The sequence below is a fragment of the Caldisericota bacterium genome (genome assembly GCA_034717215.1).
GTDB lineage: Bacteria > Caldisericota > Caldisericia > Caldisericales > Caldisericaceae > UBA646.
In genome coordinates this window covers 1-5117 of the sequence record JAYELD010000147.1, presented here as the reverse complement: position 1 = coordinate 5117, position 5117 = coordinate 1, and the positions used below count along the sequence as shown (strand labels likewise).

At 33.3% G+C, this 5117-nt stretch carries 6 protein-coding genes; all 6 read left to right on the top strand.

Translation table 11 applies throughout. The features are described from left to right. The first annotated feature begins 56 nt into the window (after window positions 1–56). The gene (locus U9Q18_06165) at window positions 57–527 is read left to right on the top strand and encodes a HEPN domain-containing protein (GenBank protein ID MEA3313941.1); all 471 of its coding nucleotides are present in this window, start codon (window positions 57–59) and stop codon (window positions 525–527) included. Window positions 528–925: 398 nt separating this feature from the next. Next, window positions 926–1315, top strand: a complete 390-nt coding sequence (locus U9Q18_06160; GenBank protein MEA3313940.1) for a VOC family protein — start codon at window positions 926–928, stop codon at window positions 1313–1315. A gap of 563 nt (window positions 1316–1878) precedes the next feature. After that, a complete protein-coding gene (locus U9Q18_06155) occupies window positions 1879–2361 on the top strand; it encodes an NAD(P)H-dependent oxidoreductase (protein MEA3313939.1) in 483 nt (160 codons plus the stop codon). A 227-nt stretch (window positions 2362–2588) separates the two neighbouring features. After that, window positions 2589–3047: a hypothetical protein gene (locus tag U9Q18_06150; protein MEA3313938.1), complete on the top strand. Its 459-nt coding sequence runs from the start codon at window positions 2589–2591 to the stop codon at window positions 3045–3047. A gap of 571 nt (window positions 3048–3618) precedes the next feature. Further along, a complete protein-coding gene (locus U9Q18_06145; GenBank protein ID MEA3313937.1) occupies window positions 3619–4407 on the top strand; it encodes a DUF4065 domain-containing protein in 789 nt (262 codons plus the stop codon). Next, the gene (locus U9Q18_06140; protein MEA3313936.1) at window positions 4391–4771 is read left to right on the top strand and encodes a hypothetical protein; all 381 of its coding nucleotides are present in this window, start codon (window positions 4391–4393) and stop codon (window positions 4769–4771) included. Before U9Q18_06145 ends, U9Q18_06140 begins: the two co-directional genes overlap by 17 nt. The last annotated feature ends 346 nt before the right edge of the window (window positions 4772–5117 follow it).

The following is a 5117-nucleotide window of genomic DNA, read 5'->3' as shown; positions in this document are numbered from 1 at the left end:
TTCTTTTGTTTTAGATATTTTAAAAGAGAAGAAAATTTTATTAATAGGGGATGAAAATGGACTATAAAGATACAGTAAAAATAATGCTAGATCATGGTCTGATTAAAAAACAAAAAGTAGATTTTTCTCACATTGAAGCACTTTTACTTCGGGCTCAGAAAGATATAGTTTCTGCCAAAGCTAACTTAAAAATTGATGAAGAGGTTACTTATAATTATGCATATTTGGCAATGTTAAGATGTGGCAGGTCAATAGTATTTATGAAAGGATATCGATCAGTCGATGGCCAACAGCATAAAACAATTATAGAATTATCCGGAGACGTTCTGGGAGAAAAATTTAAGAATATTATTAAAAAATTCGATCATATGCGGCGGAAACGAAATCAATTTACTTATGACCCTTTTCTTCCTGTTTCCAAAATTGAAGCAGAAAATGCTTTGAAAACAGCAGAGGAATTTGTAAAAATAGTGTTAAAATTAGTTCAAAAAGAAAATCCTCAACTAAGGTTTAATTTCAATAAATAGAAAATTAAAAATAGTAAGGCGGTTTTTCTTCTCTTTTAATTTTTTAAAATTAACGGCAACAACAGCAGGGAAAAAATTACACCCCAATGTTGTTGCTGTTCTATTTGTTACTGTTCTTACTTGTTGCTGTTAGTGTGGAATAATTCCACTAGGGGGTGTGGAGAATTTCCACCCCATCATACGGAGATTGATGAAGAATTGGAGGAAAATAATATTATTTTAAAATAAGAAGGGTTTTTTAAATCTTTTGTCGTATTAATATTAAGGTGTAGAAAAATTGAAAAAGACTAATTCTTTTAACTGTTGTTGGTGATTCAATAAGGTAAATATATATTCTTGAAATATGACAAGCGAAACGTCCCCTTGTCTTTTCTTGTTATTATACGAGGAGGTAAGTTATGAGAATTGAACATGTTGCAATCTGGACAGGGGATCTAGAGCGTTTAAAAAGATTCTATACTAAATATTTTAACTGTATAGCAGGGAATAAATATCGTAATGAGTTAAATGATTTTGAGTCATATTTTCTATCTTTTGATAATGGTGCTCGTCTTGAAATAATGAAAATGCCATCAATACCTAGCAATTTAAATGATTCCAAGATACAATATGAAGGAATTATTCACCTTGCCATATCAGTTGGTAGTAAAGAAAAGGTGGTTGAAATTACTGAAAAGCTACGATCTGATGAATATACAATTGTAAGCGAACCGCAAACCACAGGCGATGGGTATTTTGAAAGCTGTGTGCTTGATTCAGATGGAAATCGAGTAGAAATAACAGTTTAAAGGGGGTGAGATTCTAACGGGGCGGTTGTTCTCCGTTCCTATTTGTTTCCCCTAAAGGCCCTTATTTACAAGGCTTTCAGACCCCCTTCAGGACTGCCCTTTTAACGCACGTAGAGTGCCTTTAAATGCGTCTCAATTTTCGAGAAATCGGCAATTTACTACCCTGTTTTTAGGGTATTTTTGCCTCCCATAAATCATGAAACCCTTATAAATTAATAAATTAGGGACAGACACCTATTTATTTAAAACTTATGTTATACCTGTCCCCCCATGTGTTGTTCCCGCGCAGGCGGGAATCTATACCTTTCTTTTTTGTCTAAAAACCAAAAACTAATAACTTTTTCTTTCAAAAAGAAGGATTTTGTAAGCCTTTTATCGTATTAGTATTAAGATGTAGAAAAATTGAAAAAGACTAATTCTTTTAACCGCTGGTGGCGATTCAATAAGTTAAATATATATTCTTGAAGTGTGACAAAGGACCGTCCCCTGACACGTAAACCCGCGGACTGTTATGCGGCCCATCGCTCAATTTGGGCGTTAATGCTATAAATTAAGGAGGTAAAATGAAAATACTGGTTCTCTATTTTTCCAAGAGTGGAAACACAAGAAGATTGGCTGAGGCTGTAGTTGAAGGTGTTAATGCGATTACAGGGGCGGAAGCTGTATTAAAAAAGACAGATCAGGTTACAAGAGATGATTTTCTGGAAGCAAGCGCGATCATAGCCGGTTCTCCTGTATATTTCGGGACAATGGCTGCTCAATTAAAACAAGTATTTGATGACTTTGTCGGTATTAGAAAGAAGATGGAGGATAAAGTCGGGGCAGTGTTCACAACATCAGGAGATGTTACTGGAGGAAAAGAAACTACCATGTTTTCCATCATTCAGGCTCTTATGATTTATGGTATGATCATTATTGGTGATCCCATGGCTGCAACTGGACATTACGGGGTTTCATGTGTGGGCAAGCCGGATGAAAAAACTATGGAACAGGGCAGGCTTCTTGGAAAAAGAGTGGCCGAGCTTGCCCTTAAAGTTGTAAAATAGCGAGAATTTTAAAACTAGATTGCAACATCTGAAAAAGCCAAAGGTTCTTTTGGAAGTAAAAATATTTGGCCTCGGTAAATCGATTGGCGTGCATTATACTATAGTGAGCAGAGTGATTAAAAAAACCGAGCGGGAAGATGAAAAGTGATATTGCAAGACTTGACCCCTTAATATTCTTCAAAATTCACATAATAATTCAGATATTACCATAATCGAAGGAGGCTATTTTGAAAAGAGTACCCGAAAAAGACGTGGAACAGTTCTGGAAGAAAAAGGAAGAGGATATTGGAGAGAAAATTAAAGGGAGGAGTATGGCCCAGTTCATCGGTGGCTATCAGAACTTTTCCGGACCGATCTTGGGAATTTTATTCTATACCGAGAGCGCTTTTTATTTTCAGACTTTTCCCCAGCGAAACTTGCTTTTTTCTTTTATGAGAGCTGAGCAGCCGGAACGCGAAGAGAACCAGTTAAATTTTCGCATTCTCTGGTCCAAAGTAGAGAAGATTGATCTTCCTCCCAGAAAACATCCTTTTCTGGCACTTTTATCTCCTGCAGATTATCGGATTTTCATTGACTATCAGAGCAACGGGCAAAAAATGACCCTAACACTGACCATACACTGTCTGGAGGATTGTAGCAGGTTAATCGATTTTTATAAAGCTCACAAAACAAAAAAGGAATGGTAAATTATCTATCAGATGATTGTAATAGCACAATAATAAGGGTTTTGGCTATTCCTGTAGTTTGAATTTATTGCCCATCTAAAACCCTTTGTTTTCAAGGCTTTCAGACCCCCTTCAGGAATGCCCTTTTAACGCACGTAGAGTGCCTTTAAACGCGTCCCAATTTTCGAAAAATTGACAATTTACTACCCTGTTTTTGGGCTATTTTTGCCTCCCCGAAATCCTGTAACCCTTATAAATAGCCACTTTTAGAATTTAAAAGAGTAAAATTTTAGTCGAAAAAGTGCCGTTTTTGAGGGGTAAAGTATAGGTCAAGGCAAAATTTGCTCATACAAGCAAAATCTGGCAATATTCGCTAAAACTCTTATTATATAAGGCTTTCAAGAGGCCATTTTTCCACAATTCTTACACATTTTCCCCATTTGTAGGTAAATATCGTAAGTTTTAACCCCTTTGCCTTATTTTCCTGGAATATTTGTTAAAGTAATAATATATTACATAAATTTGTAATAATAAATAACATATGTTATAGTATATATGGTTATATGATTTTAAAGGAACGAGGTGTAATAAAATGCCTACATTATATAAGAATCTAGGTTTTAAAGTTAAAAAATTAAGAGAGAAAATAGATATATCACAGTCCAGTTTGGCTGAAGCATTAGGTGTAGATCGGGTGACCATTTCAAAAATTGAAAACGGAGAAAGAAAAATATATGTAGAGGAAATAAAAAAGCTTTCTGAGTATTTTAATATTTCTTCAGATGTATTGCTTGATTTAAAAGAAGACATAGAAGTAATCATTGAAAAAAATACAACTAAGCAGAAACCAAAAAAGGAAATACGAATAAGTGTTCCCCAAAAAAATCTGCAGAAATTCAAAGAAGTATTACTTTATATACTAAATAAAATTGGGTCAAAACCAAATATAGGAGAATCGGTATTGTACAAATTGCTTTACTTTATTGATTTTGATTTTTATGAAAAATACGAAGAACAACTCATTGGAGCAACTTATATAAAAAATCATTATGGTCCTACTCCCAAGGAATTTATAAAAATAGTTAAAGAGATGGAAAGCAAAGACCTGATTAAAGTGAAAGACAGCTATTTTAAACATCCTCAGACTAAATATTTATCTAAAAGAGAACCAGATTTGACTTTGTTAAAAGCTCATGAAGTAAAAATGATTGATAGCGTATTAGATAGATTATCTGATATGAATGCCACTGAAATAAGTAATTATTCCCATAAAGATGTACCATGGTTAACAACGGAAAATGGAGAAATAATAGATTATGAATCTGTATTCTACCGCACAAAACCCTATTCGGTGAGGACCTATATTGAAGAAGATATTTAATGAAGTCTTAATGCTTCCTGATTTCATGAAAGATTTTAAAAAGCTAAGGAAAAATTATCCTACCCTAAAACAGGATTTAGAAGTATTTGTAAATAACCAGCTTAAATTATCCCATAAATTAAATATTGAAAATAGCGGAATTGTTCAAATTTCAGGACTTTCCATATCGAATCCCAAAATCTACAAAGCCAGAAAATTTGCCTGTAAATCTTTAAAAGGAAGGGGCTCTTACAGTGGAATAAGGATTGTTTATGCGTATTTTGAAGATGATGACCGAATAGAGTTAGTCGAAATATATTTTAAGGGAGATAAAGAAAAGGAAGACCGAAAAAGAATTTTAAAATACTATTCAGATGAAAAATAAAAAATTCAAGCAATATAAAAGTGATTTAACAATAAATCTCTTTGGTTTTTACTAAAGTGTTTTTATTGCTTAAAGCTTTTTTTAAAAAAAGAAGGATTTTTTAAAGCCTTTGTCGTATAAGTATTAAGATGTATAAAAATTGAAAAAGACTAATTCTTTGAACCGCTGGTGGCGATTCATAAGGTAAATATATGTTCTTGAAGTATGACAAACGAAACATCCCCTTGACATTAAGAAAGACCATATGCATGACCAATTTATTTTAAATCAAAGTGTAAACACTACTCGAAATTAGTACATACAATATTTAAAAAAATTACAATGTGTCAAATGCAAAAACCTATCA